Below are 21,928 nucleotides of genomic sequence, written 5' to 3'. Positions count from 1 at the left end.
CCCGGCCGGGCGCCGGTTCAGCCGATGAGCCACTGCTCCTCGGCGACGGCGCCCACCTCGGTGCAGGCGTCGGTGAGCACGTCCAGGACGCGCAGCGGGTCCGGCAGCGGCAGCTCGGGCCCGCGCAGCCACCGCACCTGCGAGCCGTCCGGCAGCGCGGCCGGCGGCAGCAGGGTGTACGAGCCGCGGCAGTGCCAGCGCAGGCCGGGGTGCTCGGACATGGTGTCCGGGGTGGAGTCGAGGACGCTCGGCCACCACTCGTCCTCGTCCTGCGGGGTGCCCCTGGTGGCGGTGAAGAACAGGTAGCGGTCCTCGCCGACGGCGGCGACCGGGCCCTCGACGCCCCGCTCGGTCAGCCGCTCCAGGGCCAGCCGGCCGGCCTCGACCGGGACGTCCAGGACGTCGTGGGCGCGGCCGGTGGCGGTGATGAAGTTGGTCTGCGGATCGCGGGCGAGCCAGCGGGCCAGCTGCTCGGGATCGGTCGTGGCCTGGGTCTGCCAGGCGAAGGAGACCGGGTGCTGGGCGGGAGCCGGACAGGCCACCCGGTCACAGGAACAGCGGTAGCCGGCCGGATGCGCGGCCGGCGCTAGCGGGAACCCGGCGCGCACCGCGCCGAGCAGCTGATCGAGCCGGGCGGCGGGGCCGTCCGCCTCACCCGACCGGGCCCGCTGACGCTCACGCTTCTGCCACCAGGTCGTCCACCTGCCGCCGGCTTCCATCGGGCCCCTTCCGCGCACTGCCGTACCTGGTGCGGCACAGCGTTCGACGTACCACTCCGACGCAACGCACAGCGCCCCCCGCTGCTTCCCGGGGCGGTGCTCGGCCCTGCTGTCCACGCCCTGCCGACCGGGAACCGGGGTCACCGGAGGGCCGACGCCCGGGTCACGGTACGCAGTCGCGGCAGCACGCTGTCCGCGCCAGGTCGGCCGGAGGGCGCGCGGATCCGCGCCCCGCCCGGCCCGTACGGGGCCCGCTGACCCGGGTGAACCCCGGGGGCGTAACAGGAAGGATAAGGGTGCGCGGGGCCTCCGGATGACCGGGGGCGGTGCCTCTCCGGTCACACTCCCCGCGCCCGGCCGGAGGGCTCCCCGGCGTGTGCGCCGGTCACCCGTACGGAGGTGAGACCCTGGTGGGGTGAAGAGCGCGGACACCGAATTCGTCGGCGGCCCCCTGGACGGCCGCATCCTCCCCATCCCGCTGGGGCCGATGTTCGGCGTGCCCAAGACCTACAAGGTGCCGGTCCCCGCGCACGGCGCCTCCCCCGCGCGCACACTGGTGTACGTCCGGTCCAAGCAGGTGCGGGGCATCAGCTGGCACTGGCGCTACGAGTTCGACGAGGCGGCCACCGCCCGCGCGTCCGGCTGACGGCCGCGCCGACCGCACCGGCCGCCGCCCCCAGCCTCCCCGGGAGGACGGCATGGCGAGAACGGCACGGCACCCCCGCAGCCGCCCCCAGGCGGTCGCGCACCATAACCGGCAGGTCGCCGGTGTCACCGGGGCGCTGCTGGTGGCGGTGTGCGTCTACACCGTGGTGATCGGCCCCGACGGCTGGCTCTGGTTCGGCTGGGCGGTGCTGCTGCTCGCCTGCGTGGCCCTGTTCACGGTCCACCCCTGACTGAACAGCCGCACCGCCCGTGCCCAGCCCCCCACGGCGGTCAGTCCTCCTCGGCGAGGATCAGGTACAGCTTCTTGCGCGCCTCGGTGAGCACCACCAGGCCCTTGGCGCGCTGCGCCTCGGTGCCCGTCGCCATCACCTGGCGGATCGCCTGGTCGACCGCGGCCAGCGCCTGGCCGACCTCCTGGACGGCCTCCCAGTCGACCTCCCGGCCGGCCTCCGCCCACGGCTCGGCGGGCCCCGCCTCGGCCTCGGCCCGGCCCGCCTCGGTGAGCGACACCAGCCGCTTGCCGCCGACCTCCTCCGCGGTGATCAGGCCCTCCTCCTCCAGCAGTTGGAGGTTGGGGTAGATCGAGCCCGGGCTCGGCCGCCAGGCCCCACCCGTCCGCTCGGAGATCTCGGCGATCATCTCGTAGCCGTGCATCGGCCGCTCCTTGAGCAGCGCCAGCAGCGAGGCCCTGACGTCCCCGCGCCGCGCCCGGCCGCCGCGCCGCCCGTGCGGACCGCCGCGGCGCCCGCCGTGCCCGCCGAAGCCGTGCCCGAACGGACCGCCCATCGGCCGCCCGGGGCCACCACCGCCGAACGGCGGCGGGCCGAAGCCGCCGAAGGCCTCCCGGCCCTCGAACTCCCGGCCTTCGAAGTCCGGCCCCGGCCCGCGGCGCCAGCCACCGCGCGGACCCTCGCCGCTGAACCGCATTCCCGGATTTCCTCGGTTTCCTGAGCGCATGGCGCTCACCTCCTCGTTCACCGAGCCAGTCGAGTTACTGTCTCGATAGCTCGACGATATATCGGCGACTGTCGCTCGTCAACGGATTCCGACACGAACGGCGCATCGGCACCCCACCCCGCCGCCCAGACCCCGTCCGCCCGCTACGGTGACGGGCATGGCCGGTGAAAGAGACCTCGCGAAGCTGCTGCACGGGATGCGCCCGCTGCTCAATCCGGGGCGGTACGTCTACTGCACGCTGCCCGCCAAGGTGCCCGCGGGCATGCGGCCGGTGGTGACCGTCGCCGAACCCGAAGGGGTCACGGTCGTCGTCGCCCAGGAGGAGGCCGACGCGCTCGGGCTGCGCTACGAGTACGTGGCCGCCTGGATCACCCTGCAGATCCACTCCGCCCTGGAAGCCGTCGGCCTCACCGCGGCCGTCGCCGGGCGCCTCGCCGAGGAGGGGATCAGCTGCAACGTGGTCGCCGGCTTCCACCACGACCACCTGTTCGTCACCGCCGACGACGCCGACCGCGCCGTCCGGGCCCTGGAGGAACTGGCCGCCCGGCCCGCCTGACGACGCCGCCGAGTGGCCGCCCCCGCACGGCCCTCCGACACTGGGAACGGCTGCCCGGCCACCCCGGCCGACCGGCCCCCACCGGAAGGAGACGGCCGCCATGGCCACCTGCGTCACCTGCGGCAACGACTACTGGCTCGCCTTCGAGATCAGGACCATCACCGGCGACACCTACACCTTCGACAGCTTCGAGTGCGCGATGGAGAAGCTCGCGCCGCGCTGCGAGCAGTGCCAGGTCCGCATCGTCGGCCACGGCGTCGAAGTGGCCGGCCGCTTCTTCTGCTGCGCCAACTGCGCCCGCGTCAACGGCGGCCTCGGCGACCAGATCCGCGACGCCGTCGGCGCCCGCCCCGCGTAACGGCGGGCGGGCGAAACAGCCGGCCCGCACCCCCGGCTCTTCCTCCCGGAGTGCTCGCGCGACGGGGGCGGCCCCACGACGAAGGCCCCCTGAGCAGCCCCTCGTCCAGGAACCGGCCCTGGTGGCCGGTCAGGTCGTAGCCGAAGGCGGAAGCGGCCTCGATCATCAGCGAGTGTGCGGGCTTGCCCACGTGCCAGTCGCGGGTACCCGCCGAGCGCACGTCCAGCACGCCCCCGGACCGCTCCGCGATGGGGGAGCAACATGCCGCAACACAGCAGCGATGGCGATGACTTGACCGCTACGTTCTTCTGCACGGACCCCAACTCTCAGGGTGGCGTCGAGTGCGAGACGTTCTATGAGACCGACCGTGACTCATGGATCGTGCAACTCAAGAAGCGCGGGCCGAAGGTTCGGGATCAGCTCGTCGCCCTTGCCGACGACGAGACGTTCGGGGAGATGTCCGGGCGGACCATGGATGTGTTCGTTCGGAAGTACGTCAGGGAGCGCTATGGAATTGATCTCGGCGGCACGCCGAATTGAGCTGCTGTTCGGTGAGCCCGCCCAAGAGGTCCGAAAGCTTGAGCTACGGGACTTCTATGAGGTGGACCGACCGTTGTTCGAGGCATGGCGCTCGGGCGACCGTGGGACGGTCGAGGAGACGATGCGCGGGCATCGGGCGTTCCTGACCGGGAAGGCCACTGCCGGCTTCCCGTACCGGCGTGTGCGAGTCGTCTCCGAACCCCTCTCGGACTACCAGCGGATGGCGGTCGAGCTGGCCGACCCCACGGAACGTCTTCGGTGGCTTCCCCGCCGTCTCGTATCGGCCCTGCCGTTGCCGGGGAACGACTGTCTCATCCGGGATGACCTGGTGGTCTTCAACCTCATCGGAGGAGACAACCAACAGACCGACATCCAGCTCTCAACCGATCCGGACGTGATCCGGTCCTGCAGCGAAGCGTTCGAGCGGGCTTGGTCGCTCGGCGTCCCCAATGGTGAGTACAAGCCGTAGCGACATGTCCGACCAGGAACCATCCGAGTCCGCAAGGCGCGCTTTCGGGACTCAGCTCAAGGAACTCCGCCGGGATGCCCATCTCTCGGGTGTCGAACTCGCGCAGCGCTGCGGTTGGCACAAGACCAAGGTGTCGAAGATCGAGCACGGGACGCAGATCCCCACCGAGGAAGACATCCGAAGATGGGCAACGGCCTGTGCCGTCGAGGGACAGACCCCCGAGCTCACCGCGATGAGTCGTGAGATCGAGCAGATGTGGACCGACTACAAGCGGTGGCACCGACCGGGGATGAAGCGTCTCCAGTTCCAAGCCATGGACTTGTACGCGAAGACCAAGCTGCTCCGGGTGTACGAGTCACTGTTCGTCCCCGGCTTCCTACAGACGGTCGACTACGCCAAGGCGCAGTTCACCATCCATGCCAAGCTGCACGGCCTGCCGTCGGATGACGTCGAGGAAGCGGCACAGAACCGCATGGTCCGGAAACGGTTCCTCGGTACCGGGGCACCGATATTCTCGTTCCTCCTGGAAGCCTCAGCGCTAACTAACAATACGGGCGGTGCTGAGGTGATGAACGGGCAACTTGACCACCTCCTGGAGGTGTCCAGACTCCCGTACGTGTCCATCGGGATCATCCCGCAAGGTCGGCCACGGTCGCTCTACCCCGGTGAGGGCTTCTACCTGTTCGATGAGAGCTTGCTCAAGCAGGAGTTCTGGTCGGGGGCGTTCCAGACGGCCAGGCCCGAGAACATCTCGTACTTCGTCCGCGTGTTCGCCGCTCTGCGGGACCAAGCCGTGTTCGGCGCTGCGGCCCGGAGCGAGATCGAAGCGGCCCGTGGCCGTCTTCAAGGGACCTGAGGAGCGGTGATCAGCCGACGGCGCCGCCACACCATCGCCACAGAGCGCCGAGAAACGGCCCCGAACGGGCAGAACCACCCTGGATTGACAACCCGGGGTGGTTCAAAGGTGAAGGCCCCCTGAGCTGCGGTTTCGCAGGTCAGGGGGCCTTCCCTCAGGTCGGCGACGGAAGAGTCGGCCTGTACGCCGGGTTCTGTCTCCCGGGGTGCTCGCGCGGCCCGGGGAGGCGGCCATCCATCTAGGGCTGCCGTTGCCGACAGCCTCGTGCGGTCTACCCGCGGACTCGGGCGAGCAGCCCTCGGTCATCCGCGCACGGCGCCCGAGGGCACCGATCTTGACCTTGCTCCAGGTGGGGTTTACCGAGCCGGCCGAGTCACCCCGGTCGCTGGTGGTCTCTTACACCACCGTTTCACCCTTACCCGCCGCCGAAGCGGTGGGCGGTCTGTTTTCTGTGGCACTGTCCCGCGGGTCACCCCGGGTGGGCGTTACCCACCACCCTGCTCTGTGGAGCCCGGACGTTCCTCGGCGGGTCAGGGACCCGTCGCGACCGCCCGGCCGGCTCTTCCGCCGTAGTGGTCATCGTAGCCGCTCGGGTGGGGCCTCCCGTACACCGGAGCGGACCGCGGGCGGCTCGCCGCCGAGGCGGGCGGCCACCCGGACGGCGGTCGCGGTCGCCCACGGGGTGGTGGTGGCCAGGCCGAGGAGGAGGATCGCGCCGCCCAGGCCCACCAGGATCCACCAGCCGGCGTGGCTGGCCGGGGCGAAGCCCGTCGCCACCGGGCCGACCACGGCCGAGGTGACGACCGTGCCGATCACCGCCACCCCCAGCGACTGGCCGATCTGGCGGCTCGTCGAGGCGACCGCCGCGGCCACCCCCGCCTGGGCGCGCGGCATGCCGGAGACGGCCGCGTTGGTGATCGGCGCGTTGACCATGCCGAAGCCGAAGCCGAACAGCGCGTACGCCGCCAGCAGCAGCGCCGCCGGGGAGTCGGCGGCCAGCCTGGTCAGCAGCAGCCCGCTCGCGACCAGGCCCAGCCCGGCCGCGACCAGTGGCCCGCGCGGGCCCCCGCTGGCGACGATCCGGCCGGACAGCGGCGCGCAGACCAGCATCATCGCGGCCATCGGCAGCGTCCACAGGCCCGCCTCGAACGGGTCGTAGTGCCGGACGTTCTGCAGGTAGAGCGTGTTGAGGAAGAGGAAGCCGCCCAGGGCCGAGAAGGCGCAGACCGCGGTGACGGTGGCGCCGGTGAACGGCGCGCTGGCGAAGAACCGCGGGTCCACCAGCGGTTCGGCCACCCTCCGCTCCCACAGCGGGAAGGCGACCAGCGCGACCACGGCGACCGCCGCCAGGGCGAGGATCAGCGGGGACGTCCAGCCGCTGCCCGGGCCTTCGATGATGGCCGCGGTGCCGCAGCCCAGCAGGACGATCATCAGCAGCTGCCCGACCGGGTCCAGCCGGCGCGGCCGGGGCGAGCGGGACTCCGGGACGTAACGGGCGGTCAGGAGCATCGCGACCACGGCGACCGGAACGTTGATCAGGAAGATCGACGGCCAGCCCGCGCCCTCCACCAGGAAGCCGCCCAGCAGCGGGCCGAGCGCCATCGAGATGCCGACCACGCCGCCCCAGACGCCGATCGCCCGGGCCCGCTCCTTCGGGTCGGTGAAGGTGTTGGTGATGATCGACATCGCCACCGGGTTCAGCATCGAACCGCCGACCGCCTGCAACGCCCGGAACGCCACCAGCCACTCCAGGCTCGGCGCCAGACTGCACAGCAGCGAGCCGAGCGCGAAGCACAGCAGCCCGGTCTGGAACACCCGGCGGCGGCCGAAGCGGTCGGCCACCGAGCCGAACAGCATCAGCAGCGAGGCCAGGACCAGGGTGTAGGCGTCGATGATCCACTGCAGCCCGGACGCCGGGGCGTCCAGGTCCCGCTGGATCGCCGGCAGGGCGATGTTCACCACGGTGTTGTCCAGACCGACGATGAACAGGCTCAGGCAGCAGATCGCCAGGACGAGCAGTCGGCGGCGGCGCCCCGGGGCGCCGGAGGGCTGGGCTTCGGGCACGGGACCGATCCTCCCACCTGGGCGGTGCTCGGGGGCCGTGTGACGGACCGTCCGGGTGGCGGCGCCGGGGGGAGCGCCGGGGGCGCGTGGAAGCCCGGGGGGTCAGACGGCGGCGAAGCGGACGGTGCGGGTGACCGGGTCGGCCTGCGTCAGCCGGACCCGGATCAGCCCGCCGAGCGGCAGCACCGCCCCGGGATCGGCGCCGTCGCAGCGGGCCCGGACGGCGGGCCGGCGCAGTTGCACGGTGCCGGCCGCGGGCCGCCGCTCGTCCACGTCGATCACCACCGCGGTGAAGTCCTCGCCCTCCCGGCCTGCCAGCAGCTCCGCCTCCACCAGGTCCACGCAGGCCCGTTCGACCTCGGCCGCGCGGCGGTCCCCGCTCGCCATCAGGCCCGGCACGGCGGGCAGCGCCTCGCGCGCCCAGTCCGGCACCTCCTCCCCCGCCGCCACCGCCGCGCACACCTCCTGCGCGAAGCGGTCGCCGAGCCGGCGCAGCGGCGCGGTGCAGTGCGCGTACGGCGCGGCGAGCGCGGCGTGGCCCGGGTCGGCCGGGGCGGGCAGGCCCCGGGACTCGTCGAAGGCGTGGTAGCCGGCGCCGCGCAGCAGGCCGGTGCACGCGTTGAGGAAGGCGGCGTCCATCGGCGCGTCCGGGTCCAGCGAGCGGATCAGCTCCGGGTACGGGAGCGTCTGCGGCCAGTCCACGTCCAGCGCGGCGGCGATCCGGCGCAGCCGCTCGTACGCGGCGGCGGGCGCGGCGGGCAGGGTGCGCAGCAGGCCGACGCCCGCGTCGAGCATCAGGTCGGCCGCGGCCATGCCGGTGAGCAGGGAGATCTGCGCGTTCCAGCCGTCGGCGGGGCCGGGCGCGCGGTAGCCGAGGACGTAGCCGTGCAGGGTCTCCTCGACCTCCTGCTCGGGCACCGGGAGGCTGATCCCGCCCCGCGCGCGCTCCCGCTCCTCGCGCAGCCGGCCGACGGTGGCGAGCAGGGCGAGCTGTTCGTCGGCGCCGCCGAGGTCCACCGCGCGCTGGACGGCCGCGTAGTCGAGGCGGCGGTGCGAGCGGACCAGGGCGCGGCGCAGGTCGGCGAGCACCACGGCGCCGTCGGCGTCCAGGTCCAGCTGCCAGAGCAGGGCGGGCCGGGGCTCGCCGGGCAGCAGGCTGGCGGCGTCCTCGGAGATCCGGGTGGGGTGCAGCGGGACGCGGTGGTCCGGGAAGTACAGGGTCTCGACCCGGCGGCGGGCCTCGGCGTCGATGGCGCCGCCCGGGCGGACGAAGGCGGCGACGTCCGCGATGGCGTAGTACACCCGGTAGCCGCCGCCGGGGCGGTGGAGCAGGTGCATGGCCTGGTCGAGGTCGCGCGAGCCGGGCGGGTCGACGGTGAACAGCGGCAGGTCGGTGGCGTCCTCCTCGGGCAGCCGGGGGCGCTCGGCCGCCTCCTCCGCCTCGGCCAGCACCGGCTCCGGCCACTCGGTGTGGATCTCCAGGCGGGCGCGGAGTTCGGTCAGTTCGGTGTTGATCCGGGCGGAGTCGGCGGCCTTGACGCGCAGTTTTCGGCGAGGCATGCAGGCAGCGTAGGGCGAATCGGGTGATTCCGGACGGACCACCCCGCCGGACGCGCCGGACGCCGGGCCGCCGGTGCCACCGGACTGCCGGTGCTGCCGGTGCTGCCGGTGCTGCCGGGCTCAGCGCCCCAGCAGCGACTTCAGGTCCTTGCCCGCGAGCACGACGGCGTCGTCGTAGCCGCCGGTGGCCAGCCGGAGCATGAAGGCGACCGCGTCGTCCGGGTGCGGGTCGGTGTACGGCTCGCCGTTGTAGTCCAGGAACAGCAGCATCGCCTCGAAGGCGGTGCGCTTGTTCCGGTCGATCAGCGGGTGGTTGCGGGCCAGGCTCTGGCCGAGGGCGGCGGCCTTGGTCCACGGGTCCGGGTAGGCGTCCCCGCCGAACAGGCTCGCCTGCGGGCGGGCGATCGCCGAGAGCAGGCCGCCGAGGTCCCGGATGTTCTCCGGGCCGCCGGCCAGGTAGGTGACGTCCTCCAGGTCCAGGTACTCGGTCACAGGTCCTTGAGCCTCTCCAGCGTCTCCGCGTTGGCGGCGCGGATCCGGGCCACCATGGCGGCCCGGCGCTCGGACCTGCTCTGCCGGCCGGGCTCCTGCTGGTCGGACCTCTGTGGGCCGGGCTCCTGCGACTGCTCGGTGAGCGCGTCCGGCACCTCGGACTGGCGGACCTCGAAGGCCAGCTCGGCGGTGTCCGACCCGGCCGGGGCCTCGGTCACCCGCACCCGCCCGGCCATCACGGCCTCGGCGGCGGCCCGCACCGCGAACTCCAGGGCCTGCCGGGTCTCCGCCGGCAGGCCGGCGGGCAGGCGCACGGACAGGGACTCCTCCACGGCGTCGTCGTCGCCGGGCACCAGGTCCAGGGGTCGCAGGGTCATCTCGTTCACTCTCCTCGCTGCTCACCGTAGTGGCGAACGCCGGGCGGCCCCAGCGGATTTCCGTTCCCGGGCGGGGGCACGGGCGGGGGCACGGGCGGGGTGGGGCCCGGGTGTGAGCGCTCGTAGGGTGGGGGCGAGTTGTCGTTCACGGAGGGGGTTCGGGCGATGGGTGTGGTGAAGGCGACCGGGGCTGCGGTGTCGGGGGTGTTGGCGGCGACGGGGGCGCTGCACGTGGTGTGGGCGGTGACGCCCTGGCCGCTGCGGACGCCGGAGGAGTTCGCGGACACCGTGGTCGGCGCGGGCGACGGGGTGCCGTCCGCGGCGGCCTGCGTCAGGGTGGCGGGGCTGCTCGGGACGGCCGCGTACCTGGTGGGGGCGGAGGCCGGGGTGCTGCCGGCGGTGGGGCCGCGGCGGCTGCGGCGGGCCGGGGTGCGGGCGGTGGCCGGGGTGATGCTGGCGCGCGGCGTCGGCGGCCTGGTGCTGTTCGGGAGGGTCGTCGAGCGGTCGGAGCGGTTCAAGCGGCTGGACACCCGGTACTACTCGCCGCTCTGCCTGGCGCTGGGGGCCGGGGCGGCCGTGGTCGCGGGGGCCGGTGGCGCCGGGTAGCCGGGGCCGGACGGGCCGCCCGGGGCGGGCCGGTTTTGCGTAGGGTGGCGGGGTTCATCCGCCACAGAGTGTTGAGGAGTCCGCTGTGCTGGTGCTGTTGCCGCCTTCGGAGGGCAAGGCCGCGTCCAGGGACGGGGTGCCGGTGGCGCTCGACCGGCTGTCGCTGCCCGGGCTGACGGCCGCGCGCGGCGAGGTGCTGGACGCGCTGGTCGGTCTCTGCCGGGGTGACGAGGACACCGCCGCGGAGGTGCTGGGGCTCAGCCCCGGGCTGCGGGGCGAGATCGCCCGCAACGCCGGGCTGCCGGCGGCGGGTGCCCGGCCGGCGGGCGAGGTGTACACCGGGGTGCTGTTCGACAACCTGGGTCTGGCCACGCTGGACGCGGCCGCGTACGGCCGGGCCGAGCGGTCGCTGCTGGTCTTCTCGGGCCTGTGGGGCGCCGTGCGGATCTCCGACCGGATCCCGCCCTACCGCTGCTCGATGGGCGTGAAACTGCCCGGCCCGGGGGCGCTCGGCGCGTACTGGCGGGGCGCGATGGCGTCGGTGCTGCCGGAGGTGGCGGACGGGCTGGTGCTGGACCTGCGCAGTTCGGCGTACGCGGCGGCGTGGAAGCCGGTCGGCGAGGTGGCCGCCCGGACGGCGACCGTCCGGGTGCTCCAGGAGCGCAACGGCAAGCGCACGGTCGTCAGCCACTTCAACAAGGCGACCAAGGGGCGCCTGGTGCGGGACCTGCTGGTCGCGGGGGTCGAGCCGAAGACGCCGGGCGAGCTGCTGGACGCGCTGCGGGGCCTGGGGCACCGGGTGGAGCTCGCCGCCGAGGGCACGGCGCGCAAGCCGTGGCAGCTGGACGTGGTGGTCACCGAGGTGCACTGAGCCGGCTCCGGGAGGGGGGCACCCCCCGGAGCCGGGCGTTCAGCGCAGGTGCGAGGTGTCGTTGAGCAGCCGCACCGAGGCGTTGCCGTCCGCGTAGTACTGGACGGCGCAGAACGAGGCGGCGGACAGCTCCATCCGGTACAGCGCGTCCGGCGGGGCGCCGAGCGCCAGCCGGACCAGCGTCTTGATCGGGCTGACGTGGGAGACCACCAGCACGGTCTTGCCGGGGTGCCGGGCGATGATCTTGTCCCGGGCGACGCCGGCCCGGTGGGTGAGCGTGGTGAAGCTCTCCGTGCTGCCGGTGGGCTTGGCCTTCGCCGAGCCGAGCCAGGCCGCCAGGTCCTCCGGGTGGCGCTCCTGCACCTCGGCGAAGGTCAGGCCCTCCCAGGCGCCGAAGTCGACCTCGCGCAGCCCGTCCTCGTACCGGACCTCCAGGCCGAGCCGGGCGGCGACGATCTCGGCGGTCTCCCGGGTGCGGCGCATCGGCGAGGCCACCACGGCCTGGATGCTGCCGCGGGCGGCCAGTTCCTCGGCGGCCCGCGCGGCCTGCCAGCGGCCCTTGTCGGACAGTTCCGGGTCGCTGCCGCCGCTGCCGGAGAAGCGCTTCTGCGGGGTCAGCGCGGTCTCGCCGTGACGGAGCAGGACGAAGGTGGTCGGGGTGCCGAGGTCGGCGGGGGCGGCCCAGCCGACCTTGGGGGCGGCGGTCTCCAGCGGCGGCTCGTCCACCACCGCGGCGGCCCGCGGCCGGGGCTCCCACTGGCGGCCGGCCTTGCCCGCGTCCATCGCCTCGTTGGCGAGCCGGTCGGCGTCCTTGTTCCGCTCGCGCGGGATCCAGGTGTACGTCACCCGGGCGCGCGGGAGGATCGTGCGGGCCTCGGCGGCGAGCGGCTGCATGTCGGGGTGCTTGATCTTCCATCGCCCGGACATCTGCTCGACGACCAGCTTGGAGTCCATCCGGACGTCCACCGAGGCGTCCGGGTCGAGCTCCCGGGCCGCCTTGAGGCCGGCGATCAGGCCCCTGTACTCGGCCACGTTGTTGGTGGCGTGGCCGATGAACTCGGCGGCCTCGGCGATGATCTGCCCGGTGTCGCCGTCCCGGACCACCGCGCCGTAGCCGGCCGGCCCCGGGTTGCCCCGGGACCCGCCGTCCGCCTCGACGATGAAGCGAGCCGCCACCGGGTCAGGCGCCCGAATCGGCGGTGCGGACCAGGATCCGCGAGCAGTTCTCGCAGCGGACCACCTTGTCGGCCGGCTCGGCCTTGATGGCGTTGAACTCGGTGATGGAGAACTCGGTGCGGCAGCCCTCGCAGCGGCGCTGGTAGAGGCGGGCCGCGCCGACGCCGCCCTGCGTCTGGCGCAGCTTGGTGTAGACCTTCAGCAGGTCGGCGGGGATGACGGCGGCGACGGTCTCGCGGTCCCGCTTGACCTTGTCGGCCTCGGCGTCGATCTCGGCGAAGGCGGCGTCCCGGCGGGTCTCGGCCTCGGTGAGGACGACGGTGGAGTGCTGGAGGCGCGCGGTCAGCTCGGTGACCCGGGTCTGGGCGCTCTCCAGCTTCTCCATGACCTCCAGCACGATCTCCTCCAGGTCGCCCTGGCGCTTGGCCAGCGAGCCGATCTCGTGCTGGAGGTTCTCCAGGTCCTTCGGCGAGGTGATCGCGCCGGAGTCCAGGCGCTGCTGGTTGCGGGCGGACCGGGTGCGGACCTGCTCCACGTCCTGCTCGGCCTTGGTCAGCTCGCGCGTGGTGTCGCCCTGCTGGGCCTCGGCGGCGACCACCAGGTCCTTGAGCGCGGTGTGGTCGGCGGAGGCCTTCTCGATCTCGGCGTGCTCGGGCAGGCTCCGACGCCGGTGGGCCAGCTGGTCGAGCTTCGAGTCGAAGGCCTGGAGGTCGAGCAGGCGGATCTGGTCGGCGGGCGCGGCGTTCAAGGGGAAGGCTCCTGTGAATCGGGTCAGGCGGTGAAGGACATGGGGGCGTGCGCGGTCCACGGGTCGGTGACCCGGTGGGAGACCTTGGTCTCCACGGCCCAGCCGCGCTGGTCGGCGGCGGCGTGCAGGGCCCGCTCGGCCAGGGCGAGCCAGGGCCACTCGGTGGCCCAGTGCGCGGCGTCGACCAGGGCGACCGGCGCCGCCTCGGCGGCCTCGGACGCGGGGTGGTGGCGCAGGTCGGCGGTGAGGTAGGCGTCCACCCCGGCCGCCCGCACCTCGGCGAAGAAGCTGTCGCCCGAGCCGCCGCACACCGCGACCCGGCTCACCAGCCGGTCCGGGTCGCCGGAGACCCGGACGCCCGTGGCGGTGGCCGGCAGGCCCTCGGCCACCTGCGCGGCGAAGGCCGACAGGGGCAGCGGGGGCTCCAGCAGGCCGATCCGGCCGGTGCCGCGGCGGCCCAGCGGGTCGGTCGGGTCCGGCACCAGCGGGCCGGTCACCCTCAGGCCGACGGCCTCGGCGAGCGCGTCCGAGACGCCGGGGTCGGCGTGGTCGGCGTTGGTGTGCGCGACGTGCAGGGCGATGCCGTTGCTGATCAGCGTGTGTACGACCCGGCCCTTGAAGGTGGTCGCGGCGACGCTGGTGGTGCCGCGCAGGTAGAGGGGGTGGTGGGTGACCACCAGGTCGGCGCCCCACTCGACGGCCTCGTCGACGACCGCCTGCACGGGGTCGACGGCGAACAGCACGCGGCCGACCTCGGCCTGAGGGTCTCCGCAGACCAGGCCGACGGCGTCCCAGGCCTCCGCCCACTGCGGCGGGTAGACCTCTTCGAGCGCGGTGATGACGTCGGACAGTTTCGGCACCTGTCGAGACTACCGTGCGCGCGGGGGCGGTCGGGCCTCGGCCGTTCGGCGACCCGGGCGGCGGCGGGGCGGCCGGTGCAACGAGGATGCGGCGGCGGCGAGGCGGCGGCGGGGTTCGGACACGGGTGCCGATGGCGTACGGGCGCGCGTCAACCTGCGGCGGGGGCGCCCGGGAGGGGCCGGCGCCGGTCGCACGCGCCCGCGCGCCCGGCGCCCACTGCTCACACGGGAGCCCTCGCACGAATTCGAAACCGCCTCCTGATCACCCTTAAGAGTGAAGTGACCGGCTCTGCGTTGAGCCACTCCCGCCTCGAAAGTAACTTCAGTCCTGCGAACGGGAGTTGCCCCGACAGTTGCCCCGACCGGGGGTCGGGAAGGCGCTCCGCCGGACACGGGCCCTGGCGAGACCGGGCCCGGGGCGGGCGCGGCCGGGGCACCTGCCCCAGGCGCGGCGCCGCCGTACCAGGGCGGTGCGCCGCACCGGGGCGGCGCTCCTGTTCAGGGGCGGCACTCCCGCTCCTTCCGAGGAAACCGATCAGGCCGGGCCGCACGCCCGGGTGCCGGAGCAGTGGGCACCGCGAGCGGCGGACGAGACGAAGGGATGTGGTGGCGGATGGCGGCGGGCACATCGCTGCGTACGGCCGGGGGCGGGGAATCGGCGGGCCACGGGCCGGATGCGGCCGGACCGTGGCCGGAGACGACGCGGGCGGCGCTGGCGGACGCCGGCGGCCGGGGAGGCGGCGGCGACTGGGAGGTCACCGCCGGGGGCTTCTGGTGCACGGCCAGGCCGCCCGCGTCGCCTCCACTCCCGGAGCAGGGCTGGAAGCTCCACGTCAGCGCGGCCTCGGCGGCGGGCGAAGCGGTGCTCGCCGCCGTCGTACGGGCTCTGGCCGACGACCCGTGCCCGTTCAAGTTCGCCGCCGGGGAGCAGCGGCTGCGCGAGCTCAACTCCCGTAACAGCGATCGGGGTTCGGCGGGCAAGTTCATCACCGTCTACCCGGCCGACGACGCCCAGTTCCGGCGGCTGGCCGCCGGACTCGACCGGGCCACCGCCGGACTGCCCGGACCCGTCGTGCTCTCCGACCGCCCCTACCGGCCCGGCAGCCTGGTCCACTACCGGTACGGCGCCTTCGCGGCCCGCGCCGAGCTCGGCCACGACGGGGAGTACCGCTCCGTCCTGCACGGGCCGGACGGCGAACGGGCCGAGGACGTGCGCGGCGCCTCCTACCGGGCGCCGTCCTGGGCCAGGGACCCGCTGGCGACCGGTGCGGCCCGGCCGGGGGCGAAGCGCGGCACGGGCGTGCTGCTCGCCGAGCGGTACGCGATCACCGCCGCCGTACGGCACAGCACCAAGGGCGGGGTCTTCCTCGGCCGGGAGGCCGCGAGCGGCGCCGAGGTCGTGGTCAAGCAGGCCCGCGCGCACATCGAGATCGACCGGGCCGGCACCGACGCCCGCGACGCCCTGCGGCACGAGGCCGCCCTGCTCACCCGGCTGGACGGGCAGGGCCTGGCGCCGCACCCGATCGAACTGATCGAACGGGACGACTCCCTCTTCCTCGTGCAGGAACGAATCGCCGGACAGCCGCTCGGCGCGTGGGTCGCCGCCCGGCTGCGGCGCGACGGCAGCCCCGACGTCGACTGGGCCGACGCCGAACCGGTCGCGCACGCCCTCCTCGACCTCGTCGAGCGGGTGCACGCCCAGGGGCTCGTCCTGCGCGACCTCTCCCCCGGCAACGTGATGGTCCGCCCCGACGGCCGCCTCCGGCTCGTCGACCTCGAACTCGCCGCCGAAACCGGCCGCCCCGCCGGCTCCGCCGGCACCCCCGGCTACCGCGCCCCCGAACAGGGGCCCGGCCGGCTCGGCCTCGTCCACGACGGCACCTGCGTCGCCGACCCGGCCGTCGACCTGTACGCCCTCGGCGGCCTGCTCTTCCTCCTCGCCACCGGCCACGACCCGCTGCTGCCGGACGACCTCCCCCGGGCCCGCCCGGTCGCCGAGCGCCTCGGCCGCTGGCTCACCCTCGCCGCCCGCACCGGCACCACCGCCCGCCGCCTCGCCCCCGCCGTCCTCGGCCTGCGGGCCGAGCAGCCGGGGCAACGCTGGAGCCTCGCCCGGGTCAGGGCGGAACTCGCGGGCGGGGCCACTGCGGGCGCCCGGCGCGGCGGTGACACACGCCCGGGCGAGGCCCCCGGCGCCGCGCACGACCAGGAGACCACCGCCGCCGTCACCCCCCTGTGGCAGGCGCCGAACCGGCGAACCGCGCACACCGGGCACCCCGACGGCCCGCAGGCCGCCCGCGCGACCGGTGCCGCCGCCACCGCGCCCCCACAGCGAGCCGGAGACGGCAGTACCGCGCCCGCCAGGGCCGGTGCCATGCGGGCCGCCGCGGCTCCGCCGCGGCGCGCTGCGGGCCACTGGGCCACGCCCGCCGAGCACTCCGGCGACGCCCACGACGACCGTTCCGCGACCGCCGCGACCGCCCCGGCCGACGGCCTCCGGGCTGCCGTCCGACCCGACGGCGCCGCGGCGGACGCCGCCCGCCGCGCGTCGGCCGGCCTCCTCGACCGGGTGCTGTGCGACGGCCTGCGGCAGCTGGCCGCCACGGCCACGCCGCTGCGGCGGGACCGGCTGTGGCCGGTCGTGCCCGCCGGGGAGCGGACGGATCCGTGCAACGTGCAGCACGGCGCCGCCGGGGTACTGGCGGTGCTGGCGCGGGCGGTGGCGGCGGAGGGCCTGCCGGGCGGGGTCCGCGCGGAGGCCGCGCGCACGGCGCGGACGGCCGCCGGGTGGATCGAGCGGCGCCTGGCCGCCGAGCCGGTGGTGCTGCCCGGGCTGCACTTCGGACGGTCGGGGACGGCCTGGGCGCTGTTGGACGCCGCCCGGGCGCTGGGCGACGACGGGCTGGCCGCTCGGGCCGCCGCGCTCGCCCGGCGGATCCCCGTCGAGTGGCCCAACCCCGACGTCTGCCACGGCGCGGCCGGCTCCGGGTTCACCCAACTCCGCTTTGCCGCAGAAGACTTCACCGCCGAAGCCGTCGGCGACCCGGACTTCCCCGACCGCGCCGCCCACTGCGGCCACGCCCTGCTCGCCGCCGCCCGGCGCGAGCCGTACGGGACGGTGTGGCCGGTGCCGGCGGACTTCGACTCGGCGCTCGCCGGGATCACCCATCTCGGCTTCGCGCACGGCGTGGCCGGTGTGGGCGCCTTCCTGCTGGCCGCCGCCGAGGCGACCGGCGACCGCGCACTGCTCGCCGGCGCCGTCGAGGCCGGGCACACGCTCGCCACGACCGTCCGCTGGGACGCGCCGCGCGAGAGCGCCTGGTGGCCGCAGAGTGCGGGCGATCCGGACCGCGTCCGGCTGTCGCACTGGTGCAGCGGCTCGTCCGGCGTGGGCACCTTCCTGCTGCGACTCTGGCGGGCCACCGGCGACGCCACCGCGCACGGGCTGGCGCTGGCCGCCGGGCGGGCCGTACTGGCCGGGCGCTGGCACGGCGGGGTGAGCGCCTGCCACGGCCTGGCCGGCGACGGCGAGTACCTGCTCGACCTCGCCGAAGTCGCCGACGAGCCAGAATTCCGTTCCAGCGCGGAGGAGTTGGCGCAGCTGATCGCCGCCCGGTCGGCGCTGCGGGGCGGCCTGCTGGTGCTGCCGGACGAGACCGGGACGGGCTGCGCGGCCGGCTACGGCACCGGCGCGGCGGGCGCGCTGGCCTTCCTGCTGCGGCTCCGGCACGGCGGCCCCCGGCTCTGGGTGGATCCGGTGCCGCCCGCCGTGCGCCGGCTCCGGGGCGCGGGCAGCGGGGTGAGCGGGGCATGAACGTGGCCACCCGGACCGTCGCGCAGGCGCTGCGCCGGCTGAGCTTCACCTTCGCCGCCGACGGCGGTCACGCCGCCTGCCTCGCCTCGGCCGCCGACGGCGGCTGGTACGTGGAGAGTTGGCGGCTGCCGTCGGACGGCGGGCCGGCCACTCCGCTGGCGTTGCCGCTGCCCGGCAACCGGTCGGAGAGCCTGCGTTCGCAGCTGGTCGCGCTGCCGGACGGCTCGGTGCTGGTCTGCCGGCACGACGGCGAGCGGCACGACCTGGTCCGCCTCTCGTACGGAGAGAACGGCGCCGTGGAACAGCAGATGGCCACGATCCGGATGCCCGGGCTGCGGCTGCTGCCGATCCCGACGCACCACGGCGCCGGTCCGCGGACGCCGGTGGCGCTCGCCCTCGGGACGGACACCCGCCCGGCGACCACCGCCTGGCTGCTGCGGACGGACGGCAGCGAGCCCGAACGGGTCGCCGAGATCCCGGGGTTGCACGGCGGCGGCGCCTGGCTGGACCACGCCGGGGCGCTGCTGGCGCTGGACCGGGTGAACGCGGGGCTCGTCCGCACCGTGGTGCTGGACCTGCGCAGCGGCACGACCACCCCGCTGCTGGAGATCGGCGAGCGCAGCAACGACCGACTGGTGCTGTTCGACCCGGACAGCCGGTTCGCGATGGTGCGCAGCGACGCGCCGGGCACCGACCGGCTCGGCTGGGGCGTGCTGGGCGGCGGCGAACCGCTGCGGTTCCCGGAGTGCCTGCACGTCGCGGGCATGTTCCTGCGGCCGGTCGCGCTGCGGCGGACGGCGGACGGCCCGCAGGTGGCGGTGCAGGTCGACCACGGCGCCGGCTCCGCGCTCGCCCTGTGGCGGGCCGCCGCCGGGCGGCTGGACCAGCTGCCGGTGCCGCCCGGCCGGCTCGGCGCGGTCGGGCACTGGGGCGGGGCGGCGCTGCGGCTCCCGTACTCCTCGCCCGACCACCCGGCGGCGCTGGCCGCCCTGGACGTGGACGCGCTGCTGGCGCACGGCCCGGCGAAGGCCGGGTCAGGCCCGATGCCGATGCCGCTGCCGCTGCAACTGGCACCGTTGGGCTCCGGCCTGCCCGGCCCGTGGCGGGACACCGTGCCGCCCTGGCAGCCCGGCGGTCCGCGCACCTCCCGCACCCCGCCGCCGGGTTGGCGGGTGGACGGCAGCACCGCACCCGGGGACGGCGGCCGCTGGCAGCCCGCGCAGAGCCTCGAACTCGCCGGCCCGGCCGGGCCGTTGGAGGCCGTGGTGTACGGCGGGGACACCTGGCTGAGCAGCCCGCACCTGGTGCTGGCGCTGCACGGGGGCCCGGCGGACGCCTGGCGGCTGGAGTTCGACCCGGCCCTTCAGCGGATGGCCGCCGAGGGCCTGGCCGTGATCGCGCCGAACCAGCGCGGCTCCACCGGCTACGGGGTGGCGCACGCGATGGCCATCCGGGGCGCCTGGGGCGGGCCCGACCTGGACGACGTGCTGTACCTGCTGGACGGCATCGCCGGCCAGCGCGCGGCACTCGGACTGGAGCCGCCGGCCCTGTTCGGGGTCAGCTACGGCGCGTTCCTGGCGCTGCTGGCGGCCGCGCACGCGCCGGCCGAGCAGGTGTCCCGCTGCGCGGTGGTCGCGCCGTTCCTGTCCGGCGCCCGACTGCTGGCCGAAGCGGCGCCCCCCGTACGGGCGTTGACCACCCGGCTGGCCGGCGACGAACCGGTCACCGACGCCCGCGGCCCGCGCGACGTCCTCCAGCTGGCGCACCGGCTGAGCGCCCCGCTGCTGGTGGTGCACGGCAACCGGGACGAGGTCGTGCCGGTGAGCCAGTCCCGTTCGCTGCGGCACGAGTTGCTGCGGATCGGCCGGGTCGAGGGCGCGGACTTCCGGTACGTCGAGGCGGCCGGATCGGGCCACGAGGTGCTCGCCGAGGAGGGCGCGGCCGTGCTGCACGAGCTGCTGGCCGCGTTCCTGCGGACCGGCCGACCGGGCTGACCGGAGCCCCGGCGCCTCGCCACACCGACACCTCGACCCGTCAGGACGTCGACTCCTCGAATCCTCGACACCTCGACTCCTCGACTCCTCGACATCAGGACGTCGACACCTCACCACACAGACTCCCGGGCCCGACGCGGCCCGGGGCACCACCCCGGCGCGGCGGACCGAGCCGCCCGGGGGCGACACCCGATGCCCGCAGGCAGATCGCGGCGGGCGTAGTTCCAGGGGAGGAACCCGATCATGGAGAACATGGTGGACTTCGAGACCGACCTCGCGGCGCTGCAGGACCTGCCGGAGACCGAGTCCGTCGAGCTGACCGGCCACGGCGCCGGCTGCCAGTACACCTGTCTCATCCTCACCTGCCTGATCTTCACCAACAGCTGATCCAGGCGGTGAGCCGTGGGTGCCGTCCCCGCCTGTCCGGACAGGCGGGGACGGCACCGTCCGTTTCCCTGCACGTGCCCGCCCCCCGACCCCTACCCGACGTTCCGACGATCCGACGTTCCGACGGGAGCTCCGACTTGCCCCGCCGCCCCACCGGCTGGACCCTCGCACTCGGCATCGCCCTGCCGGTCGGGGCCGCCACCACGCTCGCCCTGCCCGCCGCCCTCGCCGCGGCCGTCGACGCCGCCCTCGGCCACCGGCCCGGGCCCGGCGCGTTCGTACGGCTCGCCCTCGTCCTGGGCGTGGCCGCCGCGGCCGACGCCACCGCCGCCGCGGCCGGCCCGGCCTGCTCCGCCGAGGCCACCGCCGCCCTGCGCGGGCGCCTCGTCCGCCACCTGCTCGCCCTCGGGCCCGGCGGCCGGCTCCGCCACGGACCACCGCCCGGCGACCTCGCCGCCCGCCTGCTGGGCTCGGCCGGCGACGCGGGCGGCCGGCGGCCCGCCGTCCTCGGCGCGGCCACGGCGCTGCTCACCTCGGCGGGCGCGATCGTCGGGCTCGGGCTGCTGTCGCCGTGGCTGGCGCTCGCCTTCTTCGCGGGCGTCGTCCCCGGCGTGGTGCTGATCCGGCTCTTCCTGCGCGAGGCCGGACCGGCGTTCGCCCGCTACCAGGAGGTCCAGGCCGACCTTGCCGCCCGGCTCAGCGGCGCCCTCGCCGGACTGCCCGGCATCCACGCCGCCGGCGCCGAACAGCGCGAGGCGGCACGGGTGTTGGCGCCGCTGCCGGAGCTGTCCGCCGCCGGACAGGCGCTCTGGGCGGCGCAGCGGCGCACCGCCTGGCAGGCCACCCTGCTGATCGCGGCGGTCGAGGTCGCGGTGCTCGCCACCGCCGGGTCGCTCCTCGCCGACGCTGCCCTGGCCCCCGGGGCGCTCGCCGCCGCGGCCGGCTGGGCGGCCCTCGGCGCCGGGCTCTTCGAGCAGGTCGAGGCGCTGGTCGCGGTGGCGCACGCCCGCGCCGGGCAGGCCCGGGCCGACGAACTGCTGGCCGTCCGCCCGACCGACCCCGGCCTGGCGGCCCTCCCCGCCTGCGGCTACGGGGAGGTCGTCCTGCGCGGCGTGGTGGTGCGCGACGGCGACCGGGTGCTGCTCGGCCCGCTCGACCTGACGATCCCCGGCGGCCGCACGGTCGCGCTGGTGGGGCGCTCCGGCTCCGGCAAGTCCCTGCTGGCCGCGCTGCCCGGGCGGCTGCGCGACCCCGACGAGGGCACCGTGCTGATCGACGGCGTCCCGGTGGACGCGCTGGCCCCGTCCGAACTGCGGCACGCGGTCGGCTACGCCTTCGCCCGGCCCGCCCTGGTCGGCCGTACGGTCCGCGACGCGCTGGCCGGCGCCGGCCCGGCCGAGGCGGCGGCCGCCCGCGCGGACGGCTTCCTCCAGCGGCTGCCCCGGGGCTGGGACACCCCGCTCGACGAACTCCGGCTCTCCGGCGGCGAACTGCAACGCCTCGGCCTGGCCCGGCTCCTGGCCCAGCCCGCCCGGGTCGTCGTCCTCGACGACGCCACCTCGGGCCTGGACCTCGCCACCGAGTACCTGGTCACCGAGGCCCTCGATCGCGCGACCCTCGGCCGCACCCGGCTGGTGGTCGCCCACCGCGCCGGCGTCGCCGCCCGCGCCGACCTCGTCGCCTGGCTCGACGCCGGCCGCCTGCGCGCCCTCGCCCCGCACACCACCCTCCTCGCCGACCCCGACTACCGCGCCGCCCTGTCGGACACCGCCCTCCAGACGGCCTCCGCCTGATGGCCCGCCACCGCACCCCGTCCGACGGCGGCGCAGGACGTCGGCCCGCTCGACTTCCCACGCAA

General features: G+C 75.4%; 22 protein-coding genes and 1 other RNA gene. 13 read left to right on the top strand and 10 right to left on the bottom strand.

Translation table 11 applies throughout. From position 1 onward, the window contains the following. Positions 1-17 precede the first annotated feature (17 nt). Positions 18-719 (bottom strand): bifunctional DNA primase/polymerase, encoded by a 702-nt coding sequence (locus ABT015_RS31095; protein WP_350885067.1) that lies wholly within the window; start codon positions 717-719, stop codon positions 18-20. A gap of 415 nt (positions 720-1,134) precedes the next feature. Here ABT015_RS31095 and ABT015_RS31090 point away from each other — a divergent pair, with 415 nt between their 5' ends. Next, positions 1,135-1,365 (top strand): DUF8847 domain-containing protein, encoded by a 231-nt coding sequence (locus ABT015_RS31090; RefSeq protein WP_350885065.1) that lies wholly within the window; start codon positions 1,135-1,137, stop codon positions 1,363-1,365. 52 nt (positions 1,366-1,417) lie between these two features. Next, positions 1,418-1,615, top strand: coding sequence for a hypothetical protein (locus ABT015_RS31085; protein WP_350885114.1), 198 nt, complete (start codon positions 1,418-1,420; stop codon positions 1,613-1,615). A 40-nt stretch (positions 1,616-1,655) separates the two neighbouring features. On the opposite strand, the gene ABT015_RS31080 is transcribed toward ABT015_RS31085, so the two are convergent. Continuing rightward, positions 1,656-2,312 carry a PadR family transcriptional regulator gene (locus ABT015_RS31080; RefSeq protein ID WP_350885063.1) on the bottom strand — a complete coding sequence of 219 codons (657 nt, stop codon included), beginning with the start codon at positions 2,310-2,312 and terminating at the stop codon, positions 1,656-1,658. A gap of 187 nt (positions 2,313-2,499) precedes the next feature. Here ABT015_RS31080 and ABT015_RS31075 point away from each other — a divergent pair, with 187 nt between their 5' ends. The 5 genes from ABT015_RS31075 to ABT015_RS31055 all read left to right on the top strand — a co-directional run bounded on the left by ABT015_RS31075 (position 2,500) and on the right by ABT015_RS31055 (position 5,121). Continuing rightward, positions 2,500-2,898 carry an ACT domain-containing protein gene (locus tag ABT015_RS31075; protein WP_350885061.1) on the top strand — a complete coding sequence of 133 codons (399 nt, stop codon included), beginning with the start codon at positions 2,500-2,502 and terminating at the stop codon, positions 2,896-2,898. Positions 2,899-2,998: 100 nt separating this feature from the next. After that, positions 2,999-3,256: a metallothionein gene (locus ABT015_RS31070; RefSeq protein WP_350885059.1), complete on the top strand. Its 258-nt coding sequence runs from the start codon at positions 2,999-3,001 to the stop codon at positions 3,254-3,256. Positions 3,257-3,517: 261 nt separating this feature from the next. Further along, positions 3,518-3,796, top strand: a complete 279-nt coding sequence (locus tag ABT015_RS31065; protein WP_350885057.1) for a hypothetical protein — start codon at positions 3,518-3,520, stop codon at positions 3,794-3,796. Then, positions 3,765-4,265, top strand: coding sequence for a DUF6879 family protein (locus ABT015_RS31060; protein ID WP_350885055.1), 501 nt, complete (start codon positions 3,765-3,767; stop codon positions 4,263-4,265). Before ABT015_RS31065 ends, ABT015_RS31060 begins: the two co-directional genes overlap by 32 nt. Before the next feature lie 4 nt (positions 4,266-4,269). Further along, positions 4,270-5,121, top strand: coding sequence for a helix-turn-helix domain-containing protein (locus ABT015_RS31055; protein WP_350885053.1), 852 nt, complete (start codon positions 4,270-4,272; stop codon positions 5,119-5,121). Positions 5,122-5,287: 166 nt separating this feature from the next. Here ABT015_RS31055 and rnpB read toward each other — a convergent pair. From rnpB to ABT015_RS31030, 5 genes are all read right to left on the bottom strand, one after another. Then, an RNA gene (gene rnpB / locus ABT015_RS31050) (RNase P RNA component class A) lies at positions 5,288-5,684 on the bottom strand. A 13-nt stretch (positions 5,685-5,697) separates the two neighbouring features. Then, a complete protein-coding gene (locus ABT015_RS31045) occupies positions 5,698-7,185 on the bottom strand; it encodes an MFS transporter (protein WP_350885051.1) in 1,488 nt (495 codons plus the stop codon). 102 nt (positions 7,186-7,287) lie between these two features. Then, the gene (locus ABT015_RS31040) at positions 7,288-8,745 is read right to left on the bottom strand and encodes an RNB domain-containing ribonuclease (RefSeq protein ID WP_350885049.1); all 1,458 of its coding nucleotides are present in this window, start codon (positions 8,743-8,745) and stop codon (positions 7,288-7,290) included. 120 nt (positions 8,746-8,865) lie between these two features. Beyond that, positions 8,866-9,237: a type II toxin-antitoxin system death-on-curing family toxin gene (locus ABT015_RS31035; RefSeq protein ID WP_350885046.1), complete on the bottom strand. Its 372-nt coding sequence runs from the start codon at positions 9,235-9,237 to the stop codon at positions 8,866-8,868. Continuing rightward, positions 9,234-9,614, bottom strand: coding sequence for a hypothetical protein (locus ABT015_RS31030; protein WP_350885044.1), 381 nt, complete (start codon positions 9,612-9,614; stop codon positions 9,234-9,236). Before ABT015_RS31030 ends, ABT015_RS31035 begins: the two co-directional genes overlap by 4 nt. A gap of 165 nt (positions 9,615-9,779) precedes the next feature. Between ABT015_RS31030 and ABT015_RS31025 the strand changes: the two genes are divergently transcribed. Together ABT015_RS31025 and yaaA are read left to right on the top strand one after the other, a co-directional pair. After that, positions 9,780-10,220: a DUF3995 domain-containing protein gene (locus ABT015_RS31025; protein ID WP_350885042.1), complete on the top strand. Its 441-nt coding sequence runs from the start codon at positions 9,780-9,782 to the stop codon at positions 10,218-10,220. 85 nt (positions 10,221-10,305) lie between these two features. After that, complete coding sequence (yaaA, locus tag ABT015_RS31020; RefSeq protein WP_350885040.1) at positions 10,306-11,091, top strand: peroxide stress protein YaaA; 786 nt, start codon at positions 10,306-10,308, stop codon at positions 11,089-11,091. A gap of 39 nt (positions 11,092-11,130) precedes the next feature. On the opposite strand, the gene ABT015_RS31015 is transcribed toward yaaA, so the two are convergent. Genes ABT015_RS31015 through ABT015_RS31005 form a run of 3 tightly spaced genes read right to left on the bottom strand, consistent with a single transcriptional unit; the run spans position 11,131 to position 13,875 of the window. Then, the gene (locus tag ABT015_RS31015) at positions 11,131-12,267 is read right to left on the bottom strand and encodes a bifunctional RNase H/acid phosphatase (protein ID WP_350885038.1); all 1,137 of its coding nucleotides are present in this window, start codon (positions 12,265-12,267) and stop codon (positions 11,131-11,133) included. Between the two features lie 4 nt (positions 12,268-12,271). Then, entirely contained in the window at positions 12,272-13,015 is a 744-nt protein-coding gene (locus ABT015_RS31010; RefSeq protein WP_350885036.1) for a zinc ribbon domain-containing protein, read from the bottom strand. A gap of 23 nt (positions 13,016-13,038) precedes the next feature. Beyond that, entirely contained in the window at positions 13,039-13,875 is an 837-nt protein-coding gene (locus tag ABT015_RS31005; protein ID WP_350885034.1) for a Nif3-like dinuclear metal center hexameric protein, read from the bottom strand. A 613-nt stretch (positions 13,876-14,488) separates the two neighbouring features. On the opposite strand from ABT015_RS31005, the gene ABT015_RS31000 reads away from it, so the two are divergent. The 4 genes from ABT015_RS31000 to ABT015_RS30985 all read left to right on the top strand — a co-directional run bounded on the left by ABT015_RS31000 (position 14,489) and on the right by ABT015_RS30985 (position 21,863). Beyond that, complete coding sequence (locus tag ABT015_RS31000; RefSeq protein WP_350885032.1) at positions 14,489-17,689, top strand: class III lanthionine synthetase LanKC N-terminal domain-containing protein; 3,201 nt, start codon at positions 14,489-14,491, stop codon at positions 17,687-17,689. Next, positions 17,686-19,683: an alpha/beta hydrolase family protein gene (locus tag ABT015_RS30995; RefSeq protein ID WP_350885030.1), complete on the top strand. Its 1,998-nt coding sequence runs from the start codon at positions 17,686-17,688 to the stop codon at positions 19,681-19,683. The genes ABT015_RS31000 and ABT015_RS30995 overlap by 4 nt, the downstream gene beginning before the upstream one ends. A 243-nt stretch (positions 19,684-19,926) precedes the next feature. After that, positions 19,927-20,070, top strand: a complete 144-nt coding sequence (locus tag ABT015_RS30990; RefSeq protein WP_159398410.1) for a VenA family class IV lanthipeptide — start codon at positions 19,927-19,929, stop codon at positions 20,068-20,070. A 137-nt stretch (positions 20,071-20,207) separates the two neighbouring features. Continuing rightward, entirely contained in the window at positions 20,208-21,863 is a 1,656-nt protein-coding gene (locus tag ABT015_RS30985; protein WP_350885028.1) for an ATP-binding cassette domain-containing protein, read from the top strand. Positions 21,864-21,928 lie beyond the last annotated feature (65 nt).

The organism is Kitasatospora sp. NPDC094016 (assembly GCF_040304045.1).
Classification (GTDB): Bacteria; Actinomycetota; Actinomycetes; order Streptomycetales; family Streptomycetaceae; genus Kitasatospora.
This window is presented reverse-complemented; position numbering and strand designations above follow the sequence as displayed.